General features: G+C 69.7%; 23 protein-coding genes. 11 read left to right on the plus strand and 12 right to left on the minus strand.

Going from position 1 to position 25004, the window contains the following annotated elements; all coding sequences use genetic code 11:
* Positions 1-5: 5 nt before the first annotated feature.
* Complete coding sequence (locus ATK36_RS23395) at positions 6-1403, plus strand: MFS transporter (protein ID WP_098513450.1); 1398 nt, start codon at positions 6-8, stop codon at positions 1401-1403.
* A gap of 21 nt (positions 1404-1424) precedes the next feature.
* Here the strand turns inward: ATK36_RS23395 and ATK36_RS23400 are convergent, their stop codons facing one another.
* From ATK36_RS23400 to ATK36_RS23410, 4 genes are all read right to left on the minus strand, one after another.
* Positions 1425-2978 carry an acetolactate synthase large subunit gene (locus ATK36_RS23400; protein ID WP_098513451.1) on the minus strand — a complete coding sequence of 518 codons (1554 nt, stop codon included), beginning with the start codon at positions 2976-2978 and terminating at the stop codon, positions 1425-1427.
* Positions 2975-3121 carry a hypothetical protein gene (locus ATK36_RS32435; protein ID WP_170069869.1) on the minus strand — a complete coding sequence of 49 codons (147 nt, stop codon included), beginning with the start codon at positions 3119-3121 and terminating at the stop codon, positions 2975-2977. The genes ATK36_RS23400 and ATK36_RS32435 overlap by 4 nt, the downstream gene beginning before the upstream one ends.
* An 889-nt stretch (positions 3122-4010) precedes the next feature.
* Entirely contained in the window at positions 4011-4511 is a 501-nt protein-coding gene (locus tag ATK36_RS23405; protein WP_098513452.1) for a DUF3830 family protein, read from the minus strand.
* Between the two features lie 3 nt (positions 4512-4514).
* On the minus strand, positions 4515-5774 hold the full coding sequence (locus ATK36_RS23410) for an aspartate aminotransferase family protein (RefSeq protein ID WP_098513453.1): 1260 nt from the start codon (positions 5772-5774) through the stop codon (positions 4515-4517).
* A 91-nt stretch (positions 5775-5865) separates the two neighbouring features.
* Here ATK36_RS23410 and ATK36_RS23415 point away from each other — a divergent pair, with 91 nt between their 5' ends.
* The 3 genes from ATK36_RS23415 (at position 5866) to ATK36_RS23425 (ending at position 8925) form a co-directional block, all read left to right on the plus strand.
* Entirely contained in the window at positions 5866-7329 is a 1464-nt protein-coding gene (locus tag ATK36_RS23415) for an NAD-dependent succinate-semialdehyde dehydrogenase (protein WP_098513454.1), read from the plus strand.
* Positions 7326-8381 (plus strand): tartrate dehydrogenase, encoded by a 1056-nt coding sequence (locus ATK36_RS23420; RefSeq protein WP_098513455.1) that lies wholly within the window; start codon positions 7326-7328, stop codon positions 8379-8381. Before ATK36_RS23415 ends, ATK36_RS23420 begins: the two co-directional genes overlap by 4 nt.
* Positions 8382-8451: 70 nt before the next feature.
* Positions 8452-8925 (plus strand): DUF4262 domain-containing protein, encoded by a 474-nt coding sequence (locus tag ATK36_RS23425; RefSeq protein ID WP_098513456.1) that lies wholly within the window; start codon positions 8452-8454, stop codon positions 8923-8925.
* 415 nt (positions 8926-9340) lie between these two features.
* Here ATK36_RS23425 and ATK36_RS23430 read toward each other — a convergent pair whose 3' ends face one another.
* The 3 genes from ATK36_RS23430 to ATK36_RS23440 form a co-directional block, all read right to left on the minus strand.
* Positions 9341-10039 carry a GntR family transcriptional regulator gene (locus ATK36_RS23430; RefSeq protein ID WP_098513457.1) on the minus strand — a complete coding sequence of 233 codons (699 nt, stop codon included), beginning with the start codon at positions 10037-10039 and terminating at the stop codon, positions 9341-9343.
* 3 nt (positions 10040-10042) lie between these two features.
* Positions 10043-10777 carry a maleate cis-trans isomerase family protein gene (locus ATK36_RS23435; RefSeq protein ID WP_098513458.1) on the minus strand — a complete coding sequence of 245 codons (735 nt, stop codon included), beginning with the start codon at positions 10775-10777 and terminating at the stop codon, positions 10043-10045.
* Between the two features lie 91 nt (positions 10778-10868).
* Positions 10869-11609 carry a maleate cis-trans isomerase family protein gene (locus ATK36_RS23440; protein ID WP_098513459.1) on the minus strand — a complete coding sequence of 247 codons (741 nt, stop codon included), beginning with the start codon at positions 11607-11609 and terminating at the stop codon, positions 10869-10871.
* A gap of 163 nt (positions 11610-11772) precedes the next feature.
* Here ATK36_RS23440 and ATK36_RS23445 point away from each other — a divergent pair, with 163 nt between their 5' ends.
* The 3 genes from ATK36_RS23445 (at position 11773) to ATK36_RS23455 (ending at position 14695) form a co-directional block, all read left to right on the plus strand.
* Complete coding sequence (locus tag ATK36_RS23445) at positions 11773-12705, plus strand: D-2-hydroxyacid dehydrogenase (protein ID WP_386998998.1); 933 nt, start codon at positions 11773-11775, stop codon at positions 12703-12705.
* Positions 12702-14084 (plus strand): amidase, encoded by a 1383-nt coding sequence (locus ATK36_RS23450; protein ID WP_098513461.1) that lies wholly within the window; start codon positions 12702-12704, stop codon positions 14082-14084. Before ATK36_RS23445 ends, ATK36_RS23450 begins: the two co-directional genes overlap by 4 nt.
* A 131-nt stretch (positions 14085-14215) precedes the next feature.
* Entirely contained in the window at positions 14216-14695 is a 480-nt protein-coding gene (locus ATK36_RS23455; protein ID WP_098513462.1) for a MaoC family dehydratase, read from the plus strand.
* Positions 14696-14849: 154 nt separating this feature from the next.
* On the opposite strand, the gene ATK36_RS23460 is transcribed toward ATK36_RS23455, so the two are convergent.
* Entirely contained in the window at positions 14850-16220 is a 1371-nt protein-coding gene (locus tag ATK36_RS23460; RefSeq protein ID WP_098513463.1) for a WS/DGAT/MGAT family O-acyltransferase, read from the minus strand.
* A 182-nt stretch (positions 16221-16402) separates the two neighbouring features.
* On the opposite strand from ATK36_RS23460, the gene ATK36_RS23465 reads away from it, so the two are divergent.
* Positions 16403-18049: a thiamine pyrophosphate-binding protein gene (locus tag ATK36_RS23465; protein WP_098513464.1), complete on the plus strand. Its 1647-nt coding sequence runs from the start codon at positions 16403-16405 to the stop codon at positions 18047-18049.
* A 119-nt stretch (positions 18050-18168) separates the two neighbouring features.
* Positions 18169-18969, plus strand: coding sequence for a methyltransferase domain-containing protein (locus tag ATK36_RS23470; RefSeq protein WP_098513465.1), 801 nt, complete (start codon positions 18169-18171; stop codon positions 18967-18969).
* Between the two features lie 220 nt (positions 18970-19189).
* On the opposite strand, the gene ATK36_RS23475 is transcribed toward ATK36_RS23470, so the two are convergent.
* The 3 genes from ATK36_RS23475 to ATK36_RS23485 are packed head-to-tail and all read right to left on the minus strand — an operon-like array spanning position 19190 to position 21744.
* Positions 19190-19690, minus strand: coding sequence for a GNAT family N-acetyltransferase (locus ATK36_RS23475; RefSeq protein WP_098513466.1), 501 nt, complete (start codon positions 19688-19690; stop codon positions 19190-19192).
* 9 nt (positions 19691-19699) lie between these two features.
* On the minus strand, positions 19700-21235 hold the full coding sequence (locus ATK36_RS23480; protein WP_386998992.1) for a PH domain-containing protein: 1536 nt from the start codon (positions 21233-21235) through the stop codon (positions 19700-19702).
* The gene (locus ATK36_RS23485; RefSeq protein WP_098515134.1) at positions 21232-21744 is read right to left on the minus strand and encodes a PH domain-containing protein; all 513 of its coding nucleotides are present in this window, start codon (positions 21742-21744) and stop codon (positions 21232-21234) included. Before ATK36_RS23485 ends, ATK36_RS23480 begins: the two co-directional genes overlap by 4 nt.
* Before the next feature lie 180 nt (positions 21745-21924).
* Here ATK36_RS23485 and ATK36_RS23490 point away from each other — a divergent pair, with 180 nt between their 5' ends.
* The gene (locus ATK36_RS23490) at positions 21925-22833 is read left to right on the plus strand and encodes a proteasome assembly chaperone family protein (RefSeq protein ID WP_098513467.1); all 909 of its coding nucleotides are present in this window, start codon (positions 21925-21927) and stop codon (positions 22831-22833) included.
* Positions 22834-23089: 256 nt separating this feature from the next.
* Positions 23090-23947: a class I SAM-dependent methyltransferase gene (locus ATK36_RS23495; RefSeq protein WP_098513468.1), complete on the plus strand. Its 858-nt coding sequence runs from the start codon at positions 23090-23092 to the stop codon at positions 23945-23947.
* On the opposite strand, the gene ATK36_RS23500 is transcribed toward ATK36_RS23495, so the two are convergent.
* Positions 23948-24937, minus strand: a complete 990-nt coding sequence (locus ATK36_RS23500; protein WP_098513469.1) for an MCE family protein — start codon at positions 24935-24937, stop codon at positions 23948-23950.
* Positions 24938-25004 lie beyond the last annotated feature (67 nt).

Here is a 25004-nt window from a genome sequence, read left to right on the forward strand (position 1 = left end):
GAGTCGTGGCACAGGCTGGTGGGCGGGCGATCGTTGTGGTGCTCGCCTCGTGCGGGCTGGTCGCGGCGTTCATGCAGACGCTGGTCGTTCCGTTGATTCCGGCCTTTCCGCGGCTGCTGGACACCACGCCGACCGACGCGTCCTGGGTCGTCACGGTCACTCTTCTCGCCGGCGCGGTCATCACGCCGGTCAGCGGGCGGCTCGGCGATCTCTACGGCAAACGGCGTGTGCTGCTGGCCAGTCTCGCCGTGCTGGTGGCCGGTTCGGTGCTGTCGGCGCTGACCAGTTCGCTGATGCTGATGGTGCTCGGCCGGGGGCTGCAAGGCTGCGCGATGGGGGTGATCCCGCTCGGCATCAGCATCATGCGGGATGAACTGCCCGCCGAACGCGTCAGCGGTGCGATCTCGCTGATGAGTGCCACGCTCGGGGTCGGCAGCGCGATCGGGCTGCCGCTCGCCGCGGTCGTCGCGGAGCACGCCGACTGGCATGTGCTCTTCTGGGGTTCGGCCGGGCTCGGCCTCGGCTGTGCGCTGCTGATTCTCCGTTATGTGCCGGAATCTCCGGTGCGCGCGTCCGCGCCCTTCGACTACCTCGGTGCGTTCGGGCTGGTAACCGGGCTCACCTGCCTGCTGCTGCCGATCGTGAAGGGCGGTGAATGGGGCTGGGGCAGCCCCGCGACGCTCGGTTTCGCGGCGGCGGCAGTGGTCGTGTTCGCGGGCTGGGGCCGGTACCAGCTGCACCGGCGAGACCCACTGGTCGATCTCCGGGTGTCGGTCCGGCGGCCGGTGCTGTTCACGAACCTGGCCTCGATCCTGGCCGGGTTTGCCATGTACGCCATGGCTTTGTCGTTCCCGCAACTGCTGCAGGCACCTTCCTCGACCGGGTACGGCTTCGGCCTGACCATGGTCCAGGCAGGCTTGTGCTTGGCGCCCAACGGACTGGTCATGATGCTGCTGTCGCCGGTCTCCGCGCGACTGACCAACCGCTACGGCGCGCGGACCACCCTGATCACCGGCACCGTCGTGATCGCCCTCGGCTACCTCTTCGCGATCCTGTTGATGGACAACGTGTTCGAGCTGGTCGTCGCATCGGTGATCATCGGCGCCGGGGTCGGCATCGCGTACGCGGCCATGCCCGCACTGATCATGAGCGCGGTGCCGGTCACCGAAACCGCGTCCGCCAACGGTCTCAACGCGCTCATGCGCGCGGTCGGCACCTCCACCGCCAGCGCGGTGATGGCGACCCTGCTCGCCCACCTGACCGTGACGGCGGGCGCGCTGACCGTGCCGTCGCTGACCGGGTTCCGCGTCGCCTTCACCGTGGCCGCGGTGGCCGCTCTCGGCGGACTGGCGCTTACCCTGGTGGTACCTCGCGCGCAGGCGCGGGAACTGGTCGGGGTCTGAGCGCAGAGCCCGTGCCTGAAGTCAGACCAACGGCGGTACCGCCGCGTCGATCAAGTGCGGGCCTGGTTCGGCGACCGCGTGGCGGAACTGCTGGGCGAGTTCCTCGGCGGTCGTCGCGCGGGTGGCCGGTACGCCCATGCCTTCGGCGATTTTCACGAAGTCCAAGTCCGGCCGTCCGAGGTCGAGCAGGTTCTTGGCGCGCGGGCCGTCGCCGGACGCGCCGACGCGTTGCAGCTCCATGCGCAGGATCGCGTAGGCGTTGTTGTTGAGTACGACTGTGGTCACGTCGAGGTTCTCGCGGGCCTGCGTCCACAGCGCCGAGATCGTGTACATCGCGCTGCCGTCTGCCTCCAGGTTGATCACCGGCCGCTGGGGCGCGGCGATGGCGGCGCCGACGGCCACCGGCATGCCGAAGCCGATCGCTCCGCCGGTGAGCGTCAGCACGTCGTGGCGTGGCGCACCTGCGGTGCCCGCTGGGAGCAGCACGCCCGAGGTGTTGGTCTCGTCGACGACGATCGCGTCTTCCGGGAGCAGCGCGCCGATCACATCGACCCAGTTCTGCGGGCTGAGCGGTCCGCTCGGCAGGTCCGGCCGGACTGCCTGCTGCACCACCGGTTCGGTGTCCGCGGCGACCAGCGCGGCGACCTCGCCGAGTGCGGCGGCCACGTGCTGGCCCGGCGCCGCGAGCATGTGCACCTGCGCGCCGTCCGGGGCCAGCTCGCTCGGCATCCCGGGATAGGCGAAGAACGACACCGGTGCCTTCGCGCCGGCGACTATGAGATGCCGTACTCCGTCGAGCTGGTACCTCGCTTGTTCGGCCAGGTAGCCGAGCCGTTCGACGTGTGGCAGCCCGGCCCCGCGTTCGATCCGCGCCGGAAACGTTTCGGTGAACGCCTTGGCCCCGGTGGCCTCGGCGATCCGGCTGGCCGCCCGCAATCCCGCTGCGCGGCAGGCGTCGCCGCCGATCAGCAGCGCGACCGGCTCGCCGCTGCGCAGGACGTCCGCGATCGCCTGCACCGTGGTCGAGTCCACTGCGTGCGGCACCCGCGGAGGAATCGGTGCGCAGGTTTCGCCGCCCTCGCCCCAGGACACGTCCGCGGGCAGCACGAGCGTGGCGATCCGGCCGGGAGCGTCCTGTGCGGCGGCGACTGCGGCGGCCGCGTCCGCACCGACGTCCTTGGGGTGCCCGGAACGCCGCGTCCAGCCGTCGAGCCAGCCGGTCAGCGAGTCGATGTCCGACTCCAGCGGCGCGTCATACTGCGCGTGGTAGGTGGCGTGGTCACCGACCACGTTGACGATCGGAGCCGCCGCGCGCCGTGCGTTGTGCAGATTCGCCAGGCCGTTGCCCAGACCCGGACCGAGGTGCAGCAAGGTGGCCGCGGGTTTGCCGGCGATCCGCGCGTAACCGTCGGCCGCGCCGGTGGCGACGCCCTCGAACAGCGCCGGCACGCCGCGCATTTCCGGCACCGAGTCGAGCGCGGCCACGAAGTGCATCTCCGAGGTACCTGGGTTGGCGAAACACACTTCGACGCCGCAGTCGACGAGCGTGCGGATCAGGGATTGGGCGCCGTTCATCGGTTCTGTGCTCGCTTTCCCGGCTCGGCGAGCATGCCGCCGCTCGCACTCAGTTCCCCTGGGTCCACCGGGCAGGTGAGGGCTTGCCCGGTAGTGGTCCGGTCCGGTTCGGCGAGCGTGACCCCCGGCTGGGCGACTGTCACGGCCTCCCTCAGCGCCACTGTTTCCCGCTGCGCCGCTTCTCTCTGCGCCACTTCTGTCTGCGCCACTGTTTGCCCCTCCCTGAGCACTCGGACGTTGTGCTTCGAGCCTAGCTCTTCTGGGCGGGGGTAAGCATGAAGATGGTTCACGTCCAGCAGGTGTGATCACCGAGGGTAATGGCCGGGTTGACGCTGTGTCGGGCAGCTTCGGCGGGTGGGAAAACAAAAAACCCACGCTATTCCGAATGTCTCGGAATAGCGTGGAAAATTGCGCGGAGACCGGCCCGCGCCAACAGGCCGGCCTCCGCGATCAATCCTTGGGGCCGCTCAGACGAGCCAGCCGACCAGGTGCGCGACGCCGGCCAGCAGGTTGCTGAGGATGTCGTGGCCGTGGTGCGCGCAGTGGATGAGCGAGTGCATGGAGGGGCTCCTTGTTCCTGATGGTTTTCACTGTTGCTCTCGCGAGGAGCGAGGAGAAGATTTGCATCGGGGTGCCGGAAGTGTCAAAAGCCGGTTCCGGTGCGAACGCGCACCCAGGAATCTTCCCATGCTAAACGTGTAAGGCTTTCGGGTTTGATGGCGGGGGTGGCACTGCGGCGCAACCACCACCGTTGGTAGCGAGCGAGGGGAGCGATCACCCTCGGTAGCAGAAGCTCATTGCGACAACCGGGCGTCGTCGCGACCCGAAATGATGAACGTGGCACCACGAATGGTGAATATCGCATGTTCACACTTCAGGGTGATCATCACCGGTCCGAAGGGGGTTCGGGGCCGGGGTGCGCAAGTACGGATCGTGATCATTTGTTCACTGAGAAGTGCGTCATTCCTCGACCGGTGGCGGCCAGGCTGCTGCTTCCGCTGTCTCGGCGCGGCACGCCTGGCCGCCGTCCGCTCAGTCGGCGCGGGCGAAGGAGAGCGTCTCGCCTTCGACCCCGCGCAGCCAGAGATCCTTGGCTGCGGCGGCGATCTCGGACAGCCCCTCCTCGATGGTCGCGAAGACGTTCCCGGGTATCCAGCCGGCGTCACCGTTGATCAGGAGGTTGTTCCGGCCGTAGAAGATCGCCAGGTCTGTGGCGCCCTGGTCGCTGTGTGCTTCGCTGCCTTCGTCGTAGCCGTACGCCGGGTTGCCGATCTCCCAGGCTTCGAAGCCGAAATAGACGACGTCGCCCGGGATCGGCGTGATGGTCGGGTTTTCCCGGCCGGGCTTGGGCTCGGCGAACGGCGGTACCAAGGTGTAGATCTCGTTGCGCGCGTACTTCGCGTGGTACGCCGAGCCGCTGTGCGGGAGTGCGTCCCACACCGCCTTGCAAGTGCGCGGTGCCTCTTCGTCGAGTAGGCGGGCTCGGCACGAGACCCCGCGCTTGTCGAGGGTGATGGTGATGTACCGCGCCATGCTTCAGCTCCCTGTCGCGACGGAAGCGACTACGTCGCCCCAGATCCGCAGTGCTTCGTCGACCTGGTCCGAGGTCACCACTAGCGGCGGCACCATGCGTACGACGTTCGAGTACGCGCCGCAGGTGAGTAGAAGAAGGCCGCTGCGGGCGGCTGCATGTTGCACGGCCTGCGCGGTCGCGGTGTCCGGTTCGCCGTCGGCAGTGGTGAACTCGGTGCCGACCAGAAGGCCGAGGCCGCGTACGTCGCCGATGGCCGGCGTCTTGTCTGCTACGACTTGCGCGCCTTCCAGCAGTTGGCGGCCGCGCTCTGCGGCATTCTCGACCAAGCCCTCGTCACGGATCACGTCGAGCGTTGCGACCGCGGCTGCGCAGGAGACAGCGTTGCCGCCGTACGTGCCGCCTTGGGAGCCTGGGAGCGCCTTCGCCATCAGTTCCTGCGAAGCCGCGATACCCGACAGTGGGAAGCCACTGGCGAGCCCCTTGGCGATGAGCACAATGTCAGGGGAGACGTCGTAGTGGTCGTGGCCCCAGAACTTGCCGGTGCGGCCGAAGCCGGTCTGCACCTCATCGAGCACCAGGAGGATGCCGTGCCGGTCAGCGCGCTCGCGCAGCCCGGCGAAGAACTCGGTGTTCGCCGGGACGTATCCGCCTTCGCCGAGAACCGGCTCGACGAACAACGCGGCTGTCTCGCTCGGCGCGGACACTGTCTGGAACAGATAGTCGAGCTCGCGCAGTGCGAACTTCGTGGCCGTGTCCTGATCCCAGCCGTAGTGGTAGGCGTACGGGAATGGTGCGACGTGTACGCCGGCCATCAACGGCGAGATGCCGGCGCTGAACCGCGTGCCGGACGTCGTCATCGACGCGGCGGCGACAGTGCGTCCGTGGAAGCCGCCTTGGAACACGATTACGTTCGGCCGCTTCGTCGCTTGACGCGCAAGCCGCAGCGCGGCTTCCACGGCTTCGCTGCCGGAGTTCGCGTAGAACAGCGAGTCGAGCCTTGAGGGCAGCACGGTGCCGAGCTTCTCCGTCAGCTCCAGCAGCGGCTTGTGCATCACCGTCGTGTACTGCCCGTGTACGAGTTTGCCGATCTGTTCGCGCGCGGCCTCGACCACCCGCGGGTGGCAGTGGCCGGTACTCGTCACGCCGATCCCCGCGGTGAAGTCGAGGTGGCGTTTGCCGTCCACGTCGTAGAGGTAAACCCCTTCACCGTGGTCGACGACAACGGGCGTGGCCTGCTTGAGCAGCGGGGACAGCTGTGCCATGCGGCGCGCTCCTAGGTCTGGTTCAGCGGTTGTCGATTGTTGACAATATCCATAGCATGGCTTCGGGACAACAGGAACGGGAGCGATCCGGATGAGTGTGATCACCGAAGAAGGTGTGGTCGGCGCGGTCGGCAAGGACCTCTTCATCGGCGGCAAGTGGGTGTCGGCGCGCAGCGGGCGGACCTTCGACGTGCAGGACCCCTCGACCGGTGCGGTGCTGTGCCAGGTCGCAGACGCCGGCGTCGAAGACGGCCTTGCGGCCCTCGACGCAGCTGTCGCGGCGCAAGCCGGCTTCGCGGCGGTCGCACCTCGTGAGCGTGGGGAGATCCTGCGCCGGGCGTACGAGAAGCTGCTTGAGCGCCGTGACGAACTGGCGCTGCTCATGACGCTTGAGATGGGTAAGCCACTCGCCGAAGCGGCCGGCGAGATCACGTACGCTGCCGAGTTCTTCCGCTGGTTCGCCGAAGAAGCCGTACGCATAGACGGTGGGTACGCGGTGGCGCCGAACGGTGCGGGGCGATTCCTGGTCACCCGTCAGCCAGTAGGGCCGGCGCTGCTCATCACGCCGTGGAACTTCCCGATGGCGATGGGTACGCGCAAGATCGGCCCGGCTATTGCGGCCGGCTGCACCACAGTGATCAAACCCGCCGCGCAGACGCCGTTGTCGATGCTGGCGCTCGCCGGAATCCTCGCCGAGGCCGGGTTGCCCGAAGGCGTTCTGAACGTCATCACGACGAGCGATGCGGGCGGCGTGATGGAGCCGTTGATCCGGGATGGCCGCGCACGGAAGCTTTCGTTCACCGGCTCGACCGTGGTCGGGCGCAAGCTGCTGGAACAGTGCGCGGAGAAGGTGCTTCGCACGTCGATGGAGTTGGGTGGCAACGCACCGTTCGTCGTATTCGAGGACGCGGACCTGGACGCTGCTGTCGACGGCGCGATGCAGGCGAAGATGCGCAACATCGGCGAAGCGTGCACTGCAGCGAACCGCTTTTACGTACAGCGCGGTGTCGCCGAAGAGTTCTCTCGTCGGCTGACCGAACGGATGCAGTCGTTGCCGATGGGCCGCGGTACCGAGGAAGGTGTGGTCGTCGGCCCGCTGATCGACGAGGCCGCGGTGAAGAAGGTGACCATGCTGGTCAAGGACGCCGCCGACCGTGGCGCACGCGTGCTGACCGGCGGTGCGCCGGTGGACGGGCCGGGGCACTTCTATCCGGCCACAGTGCTCACCGACGTACCCGAAGATGCTCGGCTGGGTGCGGAGGAGATCTTCGGCCCCGTCGCGCCGATCACTCCGTTCGATACCGAGGACGAGGCCGTCGCGAAAGCCAACGACACCGAGTTCGGCTTGGTTTCCTACCTCTTCACGGCCGACCTGAAGCGAGCGCTGCGCGTGTCCGAACGGCTTGAGGCCGGCATGATCGGGCTCAATCAGGGCATCGTCTCGAATCCGGCGGCGCCGTTCGGTGGCATCAAGCAGTCCGGCCTCGGGCGCGAGGGCGGCACGGCCGGCATCGACGAATTCCTTGAGACCAAGTACATCGCGGTGAGCCTGTGAACTACCGGATTGCCAGTATCCCGGGTGACGGGATCGGCACGGACGTCACGATCGAGGCTCGCAAGGTGCTCGACACGGCCGCCGCGAAGTATGGATTTTCCTTGTCATGGCAGGAATTCGACTGGAGCTGTGAGCGGTACGCCAAGAGCGGCTCGATGATGCCCGACGACGGTGTCGAGCAGCTTTCGGAGTTCGACGGCATCCTGCTCGGCGCGGTCGGCTTCCCCGGGGTGCCGGACCACGTTTCGCTGTGGGGCCTGCTGATCCCGCTGCGGCGGGCGTTTCAGCAGTACGTGAACCTGCGCCCGGTCCGGCTGCTGCCGGGCACCACCTCGGCGCTGGCCGGGCGGACCGCGGACGAGCTGGAGATGGTGATCGTCCGGGAGAACTCCGAGGGCGAGTACTCGGCGATCGGCGGACGGCACAATGCCGGCCGGCCGGACGAGTTCGTGCTGCAGGAATCGGTGTTCACCCGGGTCGGCGTGGAACGCATCATCCGGTACGCCTTCGAACTGGCCCGGACCCGCTCCGGGCACGTCACCTCGGCCACGAAGTCGAACGGGCTCATCCACTCGATGCCCTACTGGGACGAGATCTTCGCCGAGGTCGCCGCGCGTTATCCGGACGTGCCCGCGCAACAGTGCCATGTGGACGCGCTGGCCGCCCGGATGGTGCAGGCCCCGGACCGGATCGACGTGGTCGTGGCCTCGAACCTCTTCGGCGACGTGCTGAGCGACCTGGCGGCCGCGGTCACCGGCGGACTGGGCATGGCACCGTCCGGAAATATCAACCCATCAGGTGAATTCCCGTCCATGTTCGAGGCCGTTCACGGCAGTGCCCCGGACATTGCCGGACAGGGCATCGCCAACCCGGTGGCGCAGATCCTCGCCGCCGCGATGCTCCTCGAACACCTGGGAGAAACCGTTGCCGCACAAGCAATCCGCACTTCGGTCGACGAGGTGCTGACGGCCGGTTCGGCACGCACCCCCGACCTCGGCGGCACCGCTACCACAACCGCGCTCGGCACGGCGGTGGCCGAAACGCTGCGCTGACTTTTCGTCGGTGCCGCGCGCTTCACTCTTCCCCGGGGCCCACCGAGGGTCCCGGGGGAGGAGAAGACCGATGTGCCGGATGTGCGAGGAACCGGAGAGAATCGCCGGGCAGCAGTACCTGAGCGAGGTGCTGGAACGGGTCCGGGAATACGGCTGGTGCATCCAGGGCGTGCTGGGCACCGGAAACCGCCCGCCCTGGGCGTACACCCTCGGCCTGCTCGGGCATGGCCTGCCCGAGCTGGTCGTCACCGGGCTGGCGCCGCATCCGGCCGCCGCCCTGCTGACCGAAGCCGCCGACCGAGCCTTGACCGGGGGGCCGCCCGAACCAGGCGAACGCCTTGCCCTGCGCGGTCATCCGGCGCTGGAAGCCGTGGCTCTCGCTGCCCCGGCCGCCCACCTGCACTTCGCGGTGGCCTTGTACGGCCCGGAAATCCAGGCGATCCAGCTGGTGTACGCGGACTCCACGGGAGTGTTCCCGTGGTCCGCGCTCTACCGCGCGGGCCAGGGCGGTCAGCCGGTACTGGGGGAGCGTCACGATGGCTGACCGGCAGCGTTTTCCTTGGCGGGCAAGGGATCGACGTGCACCTTGGCGGCCGCGCGCGCCGCGTCCGGGGCGGTCTCCGGTAGCGTTCCTCGCACGCTTGGCCGCACGCTTGGCCGCACGCTTGGCCGCACGCTTGGCCGCACGCTTGGCCGCACGCTTGGCCGCACGGTCCGGGCGTTCGCCCGCGACCCGGCCCGCGCGGCCGACGCCCCCGGGCACCGCCGGTCACCCGCATCCGGCACCTGCGACGCCCGCGCCCGCAACCACCGTCCGCCGGGAATCCATGCGGCACCCCGCCGTGCGGCGGACTGCGCCGTCCGGAATGCGGCACCTTGCCGCGCACGCCGCTTCACCCGGCCCGTCACCGAACCGTGCCGGTCCGCGGCCGTCGCGAAGTATCCGGAACCCAGGTGGCTCAGGCCTTCGCCGGTGGCCCGCCGTTGTGCAGGCTGGTTCCGGGGACGAGGCGGCTGATCGCGTCCTCCATGTGCGCATCCAGCAGCCCCAGGGCGGTGACCTCGTCGCCCGCGCGCAGGGCCTCGATGATCCGCGTGTGCTCGTCCACCCGCTCTTCCACGCGCTGGTAGGTGCTCTGCAGCAAGGTCAGGCACATGCGGGTCTCGATCAGCAGCGTGCGAGCCATCCGGATCAGGCGCTTGCTGCCGGAGGCCTCGATCAGCGCCTCGTGGAAGCGAAGGTCCGCAGTGGACAGTGCGGAGGGATCGTCGTCGCCCGCGGCAGCGGCCATCTCGGCCACGGCCTGTTCCAGGGCGGTCGCCGCCTCCTCGCGGTCGCCGCCGCGCAGCACGCGCAGCAGCGCGGTGCGTTCCACCGCGGTCCGGGCGAGGTAGATGTCGTACACGTCGGTCGGTTCGAGGTCGATCACGAACAGGCCCCGATGCCGCTCGCTGCGCAGCAGCCCCTCCGACACGAGGTGCTGCATAGCCTCCCGCAGCGGGCCACGGGAAACCTGGAACCGAGCGGCGAGATCGGTTTCACCGAGCTGGGTGCCCGGCGGCAGGACACCGTTCATGATCGCTTCGCGCAGCTGGCGCGCGATCACGGTGGCGGTCGACTCCCGGCTCACCGGTTCGATACCGGGCAGGGCGGCCATGGCTCAGCCCCTCACCCGGAACAGCGCGCCCAGCGAACGGACGAGCCGGGTCGAGCCGGTCAGCCGCAGGCCTTCCCAGATGGTCACCTGGTTCGCGGTGAGCACCGGTTTGCCCAGCTTCTGCTCGATCTCGGTGATCTCGCCGAGCGTGCGCATCGCGGTGTCGGGCACGAGCACCGCCTCCGCGTCCGGGTGATCGTGGCGCACCGCGAGGTCCACCACGGCCTCCGGGGACAGCGTGCCGACCTCGGCTGCGGTGTCGATGTCCGCGCTCGACACGGACAGCACCTCGACGCCGCCCGCGGCGAGGAAGTCCACGAACAGCCGGGCCACGTCAGCCGGGTAGCTGGCGGCGACCGCGACCCGCCGCACACCGATCGCCTGCGCCGCGTGCACAAAGGCGAACGAGGTGCTCGAAGCCGGGACGCCTGCGGCCGCCGCCAGCTGGTCGGCCTGGTCGCGGGCGCCGTCCCAGCCGTACACGAAGCTGCCGGAGGTGCATGCCCAGATCACCGCGTCCGGTGCGTGCTTGGCGAGCAGTCCGGCGCCCTCGGCGAGCCGGGCCTCGCTGCCGAGGTCCAGCAGCTCCGGTACGGCATGCAGATCGGTGCCGTAGATGTGCGCGACCGGCAGCCGGATGTCGCCCTCCGCGACGTCCGTCCCGCCGAGCAGCTGCTCCGCGAGCGGGTAGTCGTCCTCGGCCGCATGGTCGGGGTAGATGAAGCCGATCGTGGTCACGAAACCTCCGGAGTACGCAAATTGTCGACAATCTTACCGGTGCCGGTCCTGCTCGGCCGTGCCGGTCCGCGTGGGTGGCTTACGGGGTGGTTCAGGAGACCTCCCGCAGCCAGCCGCCCGGTCCGACGATCGGCAGCCGCATCCGGCGCAGGCAGGCCCACATGGTCAGCTGATTCGCGGTCAGCACGGGCTTGCCGAGTGCCTTCTCCAGCGGTTCGATCAGATCGAACGTGGGGAGGTTGGTGCAGCTGACGAAAATGGCCTCGGCCGCACTGTGGTCGGCGGCCAGGATCCGCTCGGCGATGGTGCGGTAGCCGACCTTCCAGATTCCGCCACCGAGACCGAGGTGGTCGCTGGCGACCGTGCGCACGCCCAGTTCGGTGAGGAAATCGTGGAGCTTGCCGGTCAGATCGGCGTCGTAGGGGGTGAGTACGGAAACCCGGTGCAGGTCCAGTCGCTGCAGGACCTCGGCGAGCGCGCCTGAAGTGGTCACCGCGTCGGGCGCGCCGGCGTCGCAGATGGCTTTGGTGAGGGAGCGTTCGTAATCGACGCCGTTGACGAAGCTGCCGGAGGTGCACAGGTAGGCGACCACTTCGGGCTCCACGTGCAGGATGTCGCGCGTGGCGGCGGCCAGGTGCCTGCGGTCGCTGACCAGTTGCGCCATTTCCATGCTGACCGGGACCGGTTCGTACGGGGTGCGGGCGAGATGCAGCGACACCTCCATCGGCACCCAGCGCCAGAGCTCGCGCTCGAGCGCCAGATCGAAAGGGGCGATCACCCCGATGCCACGCTGGGCCAACGGGCCTTCGAACGCGAGGAAGTCCAGATCCACGGCTCAGCCTCCGGAATACGCCGGTGCAGATGACACGTCCGGTGCTCCGGGGGTCGTTCCTCGGATTGTTGACAATCATACGAGCCACTTCTACGGTGTCAATGTGCTCGCCTCGGAAATCCCTGTGCTGACGGTGCTCTGCGGGGCAGACTCACCACCGGACATGGCTGCAGTCGAATCGGCCGCCGTGGTTCGTTACACCGATGCGCGCGGGCTGGCGGACGCGCTGCGCGGTGCCGACGCGTTGTTCGTCTACGACTTCCTCTCCACCGCGGTGCCCGGTGCCTGGCCCGCGGCGGACCGGTTGCAGTGGCTGCACATCGCCGGCGCCGGGGTGGATCCCGTGCTGTTCCCGGAGTTGCAGGAAAGCGACGTGGTGCTCACGAACTCGCGCGGGGTGTTCGACGACGCCATCGCCGAGTATGTGCTGGGCGTGGTGCTGGCCTTCGCGAAGGACTTCGCGCGGTCGCTCGATTTGCAGCGCGCCACGACCTGGCGGCATCGGGAGAGTGAGCGGATCGCCGGGCGTCAGGTGCTCGTGGTCGGTACTGGGCCGATCGGGCGGGCCATCGCGCGGCTGCTGCGTGCGGCCGGAATGCAGGTGTCAGGCTCCGGGCGGCGGGCGCGCACCGGTGACCCCGACTTCGGTGTGGTGCGCGATTCCGGTGAGTTGCCGCAGTACCTCGGCGAATTCGATTACGTGGTCGCGGTCGCGCCGCTCACCGCGCAGACCAAGGGCATGTTCGGCGCGGAGGCGTTCGCCGCGATGAAGCCGTCCGCGCGGTTCGTCAACGTCGGCCGTGGCGAGCTGGTGGTCACCGCCGAACTGGTCGCGGCGCTGCGCGCCGGCGAGATCGCGGGTGCCGCGCTGGATGTGTTCGAGACCGAGCCGCTGCCCCCGGACAGTCCGCTGTGGACGATGCCGGGCGTACTGGTCTCCCCGCATATGTCGGGGGACTTCACCGGCTGGCGACGCACCCTGGTAGAGGTGTTCACGGCGAACTTCCGGCGCTGGTGTGCCGGCGAGCCGCTGCACAACGTCGTGGACAAACGGCTCGGATACGTGCCGTCCGAACCACAGGGAGCTGCGGGATGAGTGACCGGGAACTGACCGCCAGCGAACTCGTGGCCGCGTATGCGACAGCGGAGCTGTCGCCGGTGGAGGCGACCGAGAACGCGTTGCGGGCCATCGAGGAACGGGATGGCGAGCTGCACGCGTACTGCCTGGTCGACGCGGATCGCGCGCTGGAGCAGGCGAAGGCGGCGGAGATCCGCTGGCGGGACGGCAACCCGATCGGCTGGCTCGACGGCGTGCCCGCGTCCATCAAGGACATGTTCCTCACCCAGGGCTGGCCCACGCTGCGCGGGTCGACGAGCATTCCGCGGGGACAGCCCTGGGATGTGGACAGTCCGGTGATGGCGCGGATGCGCGAGGCCGGCCTCGTCGTGCTGGGCAAGACGACCACGCCGGAGATCGCCTGGAAGGGTGTCACCGACAGCGCGCTCACCGGGATCACGCGCAATCCGGCCGACCCGAGCAAGACCGCGGGCGGTTCGAGCGGGGGCAGCGCGGCGGCCGTCGCGGCGGGAATGGGTGAACTGTCGGTGGGCACCGACGGCGGTGGCTCGGTGCGCATCCCCGCTTCGTTCTGCGGAATCGTCGGGATGAAGCCGACGCACGGCCGGATTCCGCTGTACCCGGCGAGTCCGTTCGGACCGCTCTCGCACGCCGGCCCGATGGCCCGCAGCGTCGACGACACCGCACTGCTGCTCGACGTCCTGGCGACGCCCGACCACCGCGATCCGGCCGGGCTGGCTCCACCGGTGAGCACCTATCGCGAAGCCGTCCGACGCGACGTGCGTGGTCTGAACGTGGCGTACTCGCCCACTCTCGGCTACGTGACCGTGGACCCTGAAGTGTCCGCGATCGTTGCCGCCGCCGTACGTGCGCTCGACGACGCCGGTCTGCAGATCGAGGAAACCGACCCGGGTTTCGCGGATCCGAAGCCCGCCTTCGACGTGCTGTGGTCCACCGGTGCGGCCAAGCTGCTCGACTCGTTCCCGGACGGCAGCGCCGGCCGCGTCGACCCCGGTCTGCGGCGCGTGTGGGAAAAGGGCCACACCTTCTCCGCGGGCGACTACCTGGACGCCACTGCGGAACGCGCCGCGCTCGGCATCCTGATGGGCGAGTTCCACACCCGCTACGACGTGCTGCTCACCCCGACCATTCCGATCCCGCCCTTCGAAGCAGGCCACGACGTTCCACCCGGCAGTGGTCTGACCGAGTGGCCGGAGTGGACGCCGTTCACCTACCCGTTCAACATGACCCAGCAACCGGCGATCAGCGTGCCCGCCGGGCGCACGTCCGCGGGCCTGCCGGTCGGGCTGCAGATCGTCGGCCCGCGTCACTCGGACGATCTGGTGCTGGCCGTGGCGAAGCTGCTGGAGGAGGTTCGCCCCTGGATCACCCACTGACCCAGGAGGATCGCCGTCTCGCGGCGGCTGAGGCTTCCTGCGCGGGTTCCGTGCGCGCCAGGCGCCCGTGCCGGTGGACGAATTGTGCCGAGTCCCGGAAGGTTGCCCGTCGGTGTGGCAGGCTGGCGAGCATGACCGAGTTCGCAACGCCGATCGGGGACCGCTGGTTCGAGGACTATCCGCTCGGGGCGGTGTACGAGTTCGGGGAAGCCACCGTCACCGAGGAGGAGATCGTCGAGTTCGCGCGGCAGTTCGATCCGCAGAGCTTCCACGTCGATCCGACCGCGGCGAAGGCCGGGCCGTTCGGCGGGCTGGTGGCCAGTGGCTGGCACACCTGCGGGCTGATGATGCGGATGTTCGCCGGGCACTACCTGTCCACGGTGGCCAGCCTCGGCAGTCCGGGCATCGACGAACTGCGCTGGCCACGACCGGTGCGGCCGGGCGATCGCCTGCGCATGCGAGCCACCGTCACCGAGACGCGGCCCTCGAAGTCCAAGCCGGATCGCGGCCTCGTGCGCACCCGCCTGGAACTGTTCAACGGCGAGGACGACCTGGTGTTCAGCGCTACCGCGGTGAACTTTTTCGCGGTGCGGCCCGCTGCCCGAGGATAGTCCACAAAGGACATTACGCCCGCGGGTGACGGCCGGGGTAGCACCTGCGGGCGACCGGGCGGCATGGCAACCGGGACAACGGGTTGCGATGGCTTGTTGCCGGATACCGGAGCGCCGGGGCCAGCAGGGACGGGGCCAGCTGAGCCGGTCAGGCTCAGCGCAGCCCGGTGGCCCCTTCCAATTCGGCCAGCGCCGTGTCCAGATGGGTCAGGATCCGCTGCAGGTGGGGGACGCTGCGGCGGCAGCCGGTGATGCCGAAGTCCAGGTTGTCGCCGTTGCTGGTCAGGGTGATGTTGAGGGCTTGGCCGTCGAGCAGGACCGAGGCCGGGTAGATGCCGTCCAGGGCGGCGCCGTTCCAGTACATCTGGGTGCGTGGGCCGGGGACGTTGGAGATCACCAGGTTGAATGGCGGACGCGTGTTCGACACGACGCCGGGGATCGGGGAGATGCCCAGCGCGGCCACGTTGATCCCGGACAGCAGCAGGGTCTGCAGCGGCGACAGTTGTGAGAACAGCTTCTTCCCGTTGGACATCGACGCGGAGATCCCGGCCAGCCGGTCGGCGGGGTCGGGCAGGTCGGTGGCCAGGTTGCAGAGCAGGGCGCCGATGTTGTTGCCGGTCGCCTCCTGGGCGTCGCGGCGGCGCAGGGACACCGGCACCATCGCGACCAGCGGGGCATCCGGCAGCGCGCTCTGCTCGATGAGGTAGTCGCGCAGCGCGCCGGCGCACATCGCGAGGACGACGTCGTTGCGGGAGGTGCCGGCGGCGGTCGCGATCGCCCGCACGCGTTCGAGCGGCCAGGACTGTGCGGCGAACCGGCGCGCGCCGCCGATCGGCACGTTCAACATGGTGCGGGGGGCTTGCATCGGCAGCGTGAGGCGGTGCTCGCGGAACGCCTCGCGCGCCACCTTCGCCGCGGCCGGGGCGATTCCGGTGAGCTGCCCGAAAGTCTTTCCCGCCGCGTCGAAAAGGGAACTCGGGGCACGGTTGTTGCGGCTCCGGCCGGTTTCTCCGCGGCTGCCCCACGGCGGCGGGCAGTCCAGGTCCGCCGGGTCGTCCGACAGGGTGCCTTGCATGTGCCGCACCGCGGAGACGCCGTCCATCAACGAGTGGTGGATCTTCGAGTACATCGCGAACCGGCCGTCACGAAGACCCTCGATCAGGTGGAATTCCCAGAGCGGACGGTGCCGGTCCAGCAGGGTGCTGTGCCAGCGCGAGGCCAGCTCCAGCAGCTCGCGGATCCGGCCCGGCTGCGGCAGCGCGGAATGGCGGAAATGGTAGTCCAGCTCCAAATCGGTCTCGGTGGACCAGCGCAGATGGCCCACCGTGTTCACCGGACGACTTGGCCGCCGCCGGAACACACTGCGCATGTTGTCCGATTCCAGCAGCGAACGGCGCAGTTCGCGCAGATAGTCCTCGCCCGCTCCGTCCGGTTTGCGGAACAGCTGCAACCCGCCCACGTGCATCGGATGCTCGCGGGTTTCGACCATCAGGAACATCGAATCGGTCACGGGCATCATCGGCATTTCCGGTCACCCTTTCGCGCGGGACGGGACTCCGCGCCCCGGCCCGAGTCTACGCACGCCCGAATCCCGCCGGGGCGCCGCGATTCCGCCGCGCGCCGGAAAAACTCCGGCTGACCAGCACGCACCCGGTGCTGCGGTGACGTGTCGGAGAGCGCGCGCCGGTGCCGGATACCATCGCTGGCGTGGCAGGACGGACTGGAGCTCAGCAGCTTGTGGACGCGCTCACGGCTCTCGGGACCGAGGTGGTGTTCGGCCTGCCGGGAGTGCACAACCTGCCGCTGTGGGAGGCCTTGGCGGAGACCGGGATCCGCGTCATCGGCGTGCGGCACGAGCAGACCGCGGGGTTCGCCGCGGACGGTTATGCCCGCCGGACCGGGAAACTCGGCGTCGCGCTGGTGAGCACCGGCCCCGGTGCGGCGAACACGCTCGGCGCGGTCGGCGAGGCGATGGCGTCCGCGGCGCCGGTGCTCGTGGTGGCCACGGACATCCCGTCCACGCTGCGCCGGCCCGGGGTGGTCCGCGGGGTGCTGCACGAGACCGCCGACCAGCAGGCGATGTTCGCGCCGGTGACCAAGGCCGGCTTCACTGTGCACCGCGCGGACCAGATCGGCACCACGGTGCACCGCGCGGCGCGGCTCGCCCTGCAGCCGCAGACCGGACCGGTCTACCTCGGCATCCCGATGGACTACCTGCGCGAGGTCACGCCGCCGCGGGAACCACCGGCGCCGCCCGCCGAACGCGTGCTCGACCTGCCGGATCTGCCCCGCGCCGCGGCGTTGCTCTCCACTGCCCGCCGTCCGCTGATCTGGGCGGGTGGCGGGGCACTGCGTGCCGAAGCGGGCGAGGCGATCGGCAAGCTCGCCGAGCGGCTGGCCGCGCCGGTGCTCACCACGTTCGGCTCGCGTGGCCTGCTGCCGCTCGAACATCCTTGCCTGGCCCCGAATCCGGTGCACGCGCCGGAGGTCGGCCAGCTGTGGGACGAGGCGGACGTGGTGCTCGCCATCGGCACCGACTTCGACGGCCTGATGACGCAGAACTGGCTGATGCCCGCGCCGCCGCGGCTGATCGCGGTGAACGTGGACGCCGGGGACGCGGCGAAGAACTACCGCCCGGACGTCACGCTCGTCGGCGACGCGCGCCGCGTGGTCGAATCCCTGCACCCGGAACCCCGTCCGGGGCTGGCCGAGCTGACCGCGCGGCTGGCCGGGATCGGCCGCCGGGTGCGCCGGCGGATCCGCGACGAGGACCCGCACGCCGCGGACTTTCTGTCCACTTTGGAGGAAGTGCTGCCGCCGGATGCCATGCTGGTCACCGACATGTGCGTGGCGGGCTACTGGATCGGCGGGTTTCACCGGGTCCGCGGTCCGCGCCGGCTGGCCTATCCGATGGGCTGGGGCACGGTCGGGTACGGCTTTCCGGCGTCGATCGGCGCCGGCGCGGCGGCCGAGGCGGCGCGGGGCGGGCGCGTCCTGTGCGTGACGGGTGACGGCGGATTCCTTTACGGGGTAGGGGATCTGGCCACGCTGGCGGAGGAGCAGCTGCCGGTCACCGTGGTCGTCGTGGACGACGGCGGCTACGGCATGCTGCGCTACGACCAGGACGCCGAGGGGGTCGCGCGCCGCGGAGTGGACTGGGACAGCCCGGACTTCGTCGGCCTGGCCCGGTCGTTCGGAGTGCACGCGGACCGGGTGTCCGGGTTCGGCCGCGCGTTCCGCAGGCTGCTGGGCGAATTCGTGGAATCCGACGAGCCGAACGTGCTGGTGGTGCGTGCGAAGCTGAAGCCGCCGCTGAACGCTTCGCCCCGCTGGTACCGCAAAGAGCGCGGCTGAGCCGGCCGTCTGGCCCACTGTGCACGGCGTCTGCCCCGGGGAAGACGGTTTACGGCCGCACCCGAGTCCCGTAGCCTTCCACTATCCGAACAGTTCGTCTCACAGAGTGGGAGGATGACATGTCGCCCAAGGACGTGTACACCCACGGGCACGGTGAAGTCGTCGTGCGCAGTCACGCGGCTCGGACCGCGGCGAGTTCGGCCGCCCACCTCCTGCCGCTGCTCCGGCCGGGGCTGGATCTGCTCGACGTCGGGTGCGGCCCCGGCAGCATCACCGTCGACCTCGCCGAGGCAGTCGCCCCTGGGCGGGTGCGCGGTGTCGAGATCACCGACGCGGCCCTGCCGGAGGCGCGGAAGAACGCCGAACAGCGCGGGGTGGCCGTGGAATTCGCGGTCGACGACGCCTACCGGCTGTCCGATCCGGACGACAGCTACGACGTCACCCACGCTCACCAGGTGCTCCAGCATCTGTCCGACCCGGTCGCCGCGCTCCGCGAGATGCGGCGGGTGACCCGTCCTGGCGGCGTGGTGGCGGTTCGCGACGCCGACTACGCGGCGTTCACCTGGTGGCCCGGTGACGAACGGCTGGACACCTGGCTCAAGCTGTATCGCGCGGTGGCGCACGGCAACAACGCCGAGCCCGACGCGGGCCGCCGGTTGCTGTCCTGGGCGCACGAGGCGGGTTTCACCGAGGTCACGTCGTCGGCTTCGGTCTGGTGCTACGCCACTCCCGAGGAGCGGGCGAGCTGGGGCGGCATGTGGGCGAAACGGATCTATTCCGCCGTGGGCGAGATGGCGGTCGAACGCGGGCTCGCCACTCCGGCCGAGCTGGACGCGATCTCCCAGGCCTGGCAGGAGTGGGCGGCCCACCCCGACGGCTGGCTCATGATCCCGCACGGCGAACTGCTCGCCCGCGCCTGAGCCCGAAGCGGCTGTTCACCGTGGACTGAGCAAGGCTGTGAAGGGGCCCTTCACGGACTCAGAGTCTGTGAAGGGCCCCTTCACAGCCTTTGCCCCGGGCAGTCTGAAGAGTTGGAACGGCGCAACGCCGGCCTTCGCAACCTCGACGACCTGCCCAGCGACGATGATCGCCCGGAGCACACGGCGCTCCGTCTGCCGGACTTTGCTTGACGTACGGGGTTCACGGGATCCGCACCATGGCTGCGCGCGGCCAGTGGTCCAGGCCACGATCGATCTCGGCCTGGCGGATCGCGCGCAGCTGCGGACCCTGCTCTTCGGGCGGTAGCAGACGGAAACCGAGTCGTACGTAGTACGGCCCGTTCCACGGCACGTCGACGAACGTGGTGAGGGTGAGGCCGGGAAGTCCGCGCGCGGCGGCCCATGTGCCGACGGTTTCGATCAGCCGCCTGCCCAGTCCACGGCGGGAGTGTTCCGGAAGGATCGAAACCTGTTCCAGGTGACCGAATCCGTCCACCTCGGCGGCCACCGCGTACCCCACCGGGCAGCCGTGCGCCTCGTACACCCAGCAGCGGCCGTCGGACTGGTACTCGCCCAGTTCCGCGGGGGAGGGCGGGGCGTCATCGGCGATCGCGGTCATTCCGATGGCCCGGAACGGTGCGCCTGCCGCGCGTTCCAGTTCGGTCAGCAACGGCAGTTCGGCGAGAGTGGCGAGGCGGATCACCCGTCCTTCCTACTGCGAATCCTCTTCACCCGCGCGGTTATCCGGGACAAGAAACGGCGTAAGCAACCCGGGTTGCACAGCATCCGCGAGGGAGACCCCCTCGGCTTCGCCGACGTCGAGTACGCGGTAGTGCCCGCGCCCGGCGGCGATCGGTGCCAGTACGGTCAGCAGCCCGGCTCTCCGTTGGAAGAGCGACTGTTCCACGACGATCCCGGTCAGCCCGTCCCGGCGTACGGCGACCGTCGCGCGGGCCAGTGAGCCTGAGCGCGTGACGAGGTACCGGCCGGTGATCGCGTGTCCGAGCGTGCGGTAACGGTCGAGGCCGATCAGGACGGCGAACGGCAGCAGCACGGGAGCCGCCTGCCACGGCCAGTTCGGCAGCACGCCCAGCTGTGCCAGCCCGAACAGCGCTGCGGCGAGGACCAGCACACCGGCGACCGCGCGGGTGATCCGCCGGGTCCGGGCACGTCGGGGGTGCCGGGTGAGCGGCACGCTCGCGAGGTCTTCGCCGATGACGGCGGCGGCCACTTCGTGGGCACGGGCGACCGGGGCGGGCGGCAGCAGCAGGCCACCCCCGCGATCGGCCTCGTGCAGCCCGGTGGCCATCGCGACGCACTTGGCGCCGCCGACCATTCGCAGCGGGAACGGTTCCTTCAGCTCGGCGCCCCGCAGCCGGTTCTCCTCGATGGACACCGAACGCGTGGTCACCAGCCCACGGCGGATGTGCAGGGTGCCGCCGGGTTCCCTGGCGAGCCGGAAGTTCCAGTAGGACAGCGCATATCCGCCGACCGACAGCACCGATACGAGCGCCAGCAGGCTCACCGCGGCGATCAGCACGGTGAGCCACACGGGCTGTTCGAGCGCGCGCCGGGTGAGTTCGCGGATCGGGCCGTAGCGGGCCGGGTCGAAGTGCAGTTCGTGCGCGAAATGGTAGGTGGCACCGAGGACCGCGCCGACCACGGCGATCCCGGACAGCGTGAACGGCGCGTACCGCAACCACCGTTTGTCGACGGTGGCGAGGACGGTCTCCGCCGGGGGCTCCTCCTCGGTGACCGGTTTGCGGTGCAGCAGCAGGGTTCTCAGCCGCGCGGCTTCGGACCGGGTGACCGCGTCGAGGATCAGCTCCTCCTTGCCCGGCCCCTTGCCGTGGGCATGCCGCCCGGTGCCGATTCGTACGGCGGCAAGGGAGAAAAGCCGGTGTTTCGGTTCCGAAACCACGTCCACGGTGCGGATTCGGTCGCGTGGCACGGCGCGGTGCTTGCGCAGCACCAGCCCGGTGCGCCATTCCGCTTGAGTCTCGGTGATGCGGTAGCGCGAGGTGAGGCAATGCGAAATGCCGAAGGCCACGGTCACGCCGGTGGCGACAAGGCCGATCCACTGCCAGTAGCTCCCGTGCCCGAGGAACAGCGCGCCGGCGAGCACCGGCAGCGAACGGACCACGTCCAGTACCGGGCGGATCAGCAGCATCCGCCGGTCGAGCCGGCGCCACGGGGCCTGCGCACTGCCCTCGGCGGCAACCGGCGCGGACGGTGCCCGCGTGTTCACGTCGCGTCCCCCGGCACGGCCTGGGTGGTCCGGGTCAGCTCGTCGGCCAGCGCGACCGCCCGGTCGTGGTCGAGCCCGGAGATCCGCAGCGCCCCGGCGGCGGACGCGGTGGTCACGGTGATCCGGGACAGCCCGAACAGCTGCTCCAGCGGCCCCCGTTCCACGTCCACGGTCTGGATCCGCGAAATCGGCGCGATCCGCCATTCCTGCTTGAGCCAGCCCGACTGGGTGTAGACCGCCTCCCCGGTCACCTCCCACCGGTGCACGCGGTAGCGCCACAACGGCATCACGAGCAGGTGCAGCGGGGCGAACACGCAGCAGAGCACCAGTGTCACCGACAGCCACGACGGCGGGTCGCCCACCATCGACAGGGCCACCGCCTGGCCCGCGATCAGCACCAGCCAGCCTGCCCCCGCGGACGCCGCCCAATGGCCGATGGCCTTCCGGCTCACCCGATGCCCGGGTGGCCGAAGGCGTAGTCGCAATACGGGACTTTCCGCTTCGCTCACCTGCACAGAGTGCCCGAATCGGGGTCGCCGTGGCCACGACAAGTGTCACGGACCCCTGATCCGCGGGGCCGTCCGGCTGCGGCGGGTTACTATTTTCGTCGCGGACGGGATGGAATCGCCGTCGCGGCGCGTTGTACGTCGATACGTCCGCGCACGACAGCGAGCAGCAGGAGGATTCCGGTGGGATTCGATCCCGAGGAACTGTATGAGGTGGACTCGGACGTCCCCGACCTGGACGGAGCCGTGCTGCTGCACTTCTTCGAAGGTTTCATGGACGCTGGCTCGGCCGGGCGGCTGGTCACCGAGCACCTCACCGGCGAGATGACGCACCGGGTGATCGCCCGGTTCGACGTGGACCGCCTGATCGACTACCGCGCGCGCCGCCCGTCGATGATCTACGACGTGGACCACTGGGCCGAATACGAGGCCCCCGAACTGGTCGTCCGCCTGCTGCACGACGGGGACGGCACGCCGTTCCTCCTGCTGACCGGTCCGGAGCCGGACCGGGAGTGGGAGCTGTTCGCCGCCGCTGTGCGCCGCCTCGTCGAGCGCTGGGGAGTGCGGCTGACCGTGGGCTTCCACGGGATCCCGATGGGCACTCCGCACACCCGCCCGCTCGGCGTCACCGCGCATGCCACCCGTGCGGCTCTGCTCGGCGAGCACCAGCCGTTGCCCAACCGGATCCAGGTGCCGGGCAGCATGGCCGCGCTGCTGGAGTACCGGTTCGGCGAATGGGGGCTGGACGCGCTGGGCATCGCCGCGCACGTGCCGCACTATCTCGCCCAGTCGACCTACCCGGCCGCGGCATGGCACTTGCTGCAGAAGCTCGGCGACGCGACCGCGCTGGCCCTGCCGGAGGGGGAACTGGCGTCGGCCGCCCAGGTGGCCAACGCGGAGATCGACCGGCAGGTCGCCGAATCCGACGAGGTCGCCGACGTGGTGCAGGCGCTGGAACGTCAGTACGACACGTTCACCGCCGCGTCCGGGCCGAGCCTGCTCGCCGAATCCCAGGAGCACCTGCCCACCGCGGACGAGCTGGGCAGCCAGTTCGAGCGGTTCCTCGCCGAACAGGACGGCGGAGAGCGCTGAGTCCTCACTCCGGCGGCCGCCTGCGGTAGGACAGCGCCGCGGACCGCACCGTCTGCCAGGCCCACCAGAGCCGCCTCGTCATGATCGCCACGCTGGACATGGTGGGGACACTACGTTGCCGGGAGGCGGCGTGGTGGAGTGCGTCGGATGACGATCGGGCGCCGGGCTCGCGCCGTACACTGTGGACACTTCGGTTACCCGTGGGTAGAACGGGGGGTCCCGCCCCGTACCGGGGTGGTTCGGCTATCGTCCGTGAATGAGCCAGCAGCGCCAAGATCGTTTCACGGCAAGGAATCTCGGCCCCGCGGTGCGCCGGAGGGCGGCACTGGCGCTGCGCCGGGCGGCCACCCGGCTGGACGACCCCTATCCCGGCCGGCTGCACGAGCTGGAGCAGGAACTCCGCCGCATGCGCGCGGAACTGCACACCGAGATCGTCCGGCAGGGCGACCGGGTGCTGGACCGGGTGGTGGAGTTCGAGATCCGCAGCCGCCGCGACATCGTCTACGCGGGTGATCAGGATGCGGCCTTGCAGAGCAACGTGTTCGCCAGGGAGAACCTGATCGGCGCGAAGCATTTCGGCCACCCGAAGGAGACCCTGCAGTACGCGCTGTCGCTCGCGCCGCGTGGCGGGATGGCGCTGGAGTTCGGGGTGGCTTCGGGGAACACACTGCGGACCATCGCGACCGCGCGCGGCGGCATCGAGGTCTACGGCTTCGATTCCTTCGACGGCCTGCCCGAAGCATGGCTCAACGGCATGCCGGCGGGCGCGTTCGCGCGCGACGACCTGCCGGAGGTCCCCGGTGCCGAACTCGTCGTCGGGCTGTTCTCCGACACGCTCGGCGAATTCCTGGACAGGCACCCCGGACCGGTGGATTTCCTGCACGTGGACAGCGATCTCTACAGCTCCGCGAAGACCGTGCTCGACCTCGTCGGCCCGCGGCTGCAGGTCGGCAGCATCGTGCACTTCGACGAGTTCTTCAACTTCCCCGGCTGGCAGCGGCACGAGTACCGGGCCTGGCTGGAACACGTGGACAAGACCGGGGTGTCCTACGAGTACGAGGCCTACACCTACAACGACAACCAGGTCACCGTCCGGATCACCGGGCTGGGCTGATCAGGGCGGGAAGCACCCGGGCCGGTTGACCGGTCCGATGGCGGGCAGCACGAGGCCGCAGAGGTAGCCGTCGACCCAATGCCCGTTGCCGCTGAGGTTCGTGGCCAGCCGGACGAACGGGGCGAGCGTGCGCACACTCTGCGCGAGGGAGTCCTGGTTGCGGTGCAGCATCGAGGTGAGCTGGTCCAGCTGGGTGAGCGTGGGGGCGAGGTCGCGGTCGTTGTCGCCGACGAGGCCGGACAGCTCGGCGGCCAGCCGGCGCGACCCGTCCAGCAGCGCGGAGATCGCCGACTCGCGGCGTCGCACCTCGGCGAGCAGCTGATTGCCGTCGGTGAAGAGCCGGGCGACCTCGGCGTCCCGGCCGGCGAGCGTGGCCGAGACGGTGCGGGTGCCCGCGAGCAGCCGGCTGAGCTGTGAGTCCCGGGACGCAAGGGAATCGGCGAGCCGGGATAGTCCGGAGAGTGCTTTGCGCACGTCGGCCGGGGTGTGCGCGAGGGTGGTCGCGATCGTCTGGAAGGCAAGGGAAAGCTGATCGGTGTTGATGCGGTCCACCGTCGAGGAGAGCTGGTGGAACGCGGGCAGCACGTCGTAGGGAACGGTCGTTCTGGCGCGCGGGATCGGCACGCCCGGGTCGAGCTGATCGCGCCCGGCCGGCTCGAGCGCGAGGTACTTCTGGCCCAGCAAGGTCTTCAGCCGGATCGACGCCGTGGTGGTGTCGCCGAGCCAGGCGCCGGACACCCGGAACGAAACCCGCGCCGACGCGCCGTCCAGCGCGATCGCGGACACCCGCCCCACCCGTACGCCCGCGATTCGCACGTCGTCGCCGGTCGCTAGACCGGCCGTTTCACTGAATTCGGCGGCGTACCCGGTGCCGTCTCCGATGATCGGAAGACTCCGCCCGTGCAACGCCGCGACGATCCCCAGCAGGAGCACGGTCAGCCCGACGAGCGCCGTGTGCACAGGGTGGCGGGCTGTGCTCACAGCGTGCATGGTGGCCCACCCGCGTGAGTGAGGCCAGTCACGCCACTCGAACGGACGCCCCGGCCCGCACGTCCAC

Source organism: Amycolatopsis sulphurea, assembly GCF_002564045.1.
Lineage (GTDB): Bacteria > Actinomycetota > Actinomycetes > Mycobacteriales > Pseudonocardiaceae > Amycolatopsis > Amycolatopsis sulphurea.